The organism is Treponema sp. R6D11, assembly GCF_054786075.1.
Map to the genome: position 1 here is coordinate 1 of NZ_BDHD01001365.1, position 320 is coordinate 320.

A 320-nucleotide genomic window follows, 5' to 3' on the forward strand; every position below is an offset into this window, starting at 1 on the left:
GTATTATGAATCATTTACCCAACGTTCTGAGGTTATGTTAAAAGGCGTAGACGAAGAAGGCGCATTGAAAGCCGCAAATGCTTTCTACGCCGCTATCTCCTCCGCACAGTAGGAAAACAATGTCAAGATTCTTGTATCTAAATATATATGCGTTCTTAATTGTCTTTGCTGGAATCTTGACGCTTGTTTTACCTTTTTATTTAATAACAAAATGGATTCTTATTGCTCAAGGCATTATTGCCATAAAACTTTTTTTTATTTCAGGTAAATTATTTTCCACATGGGATGCAAAGAAAAGAGAAATCGATCTCCTTGTAAAC

General features: G+C 35.0%; 1 protein-coding gene. It reads left to right on the plus strand.

Translation table 11 applies throughout. From position 1 onward, the window contains the following. Nucleotides 1-119 precede the first annotated feature (119 nt). On the plus strand, nt 120-320 hold a 201-nt coding region (locus ACYVTD_RS18770), incomplete at its 3' end, for a hypothetical protein (protein ID WP_461249094.1).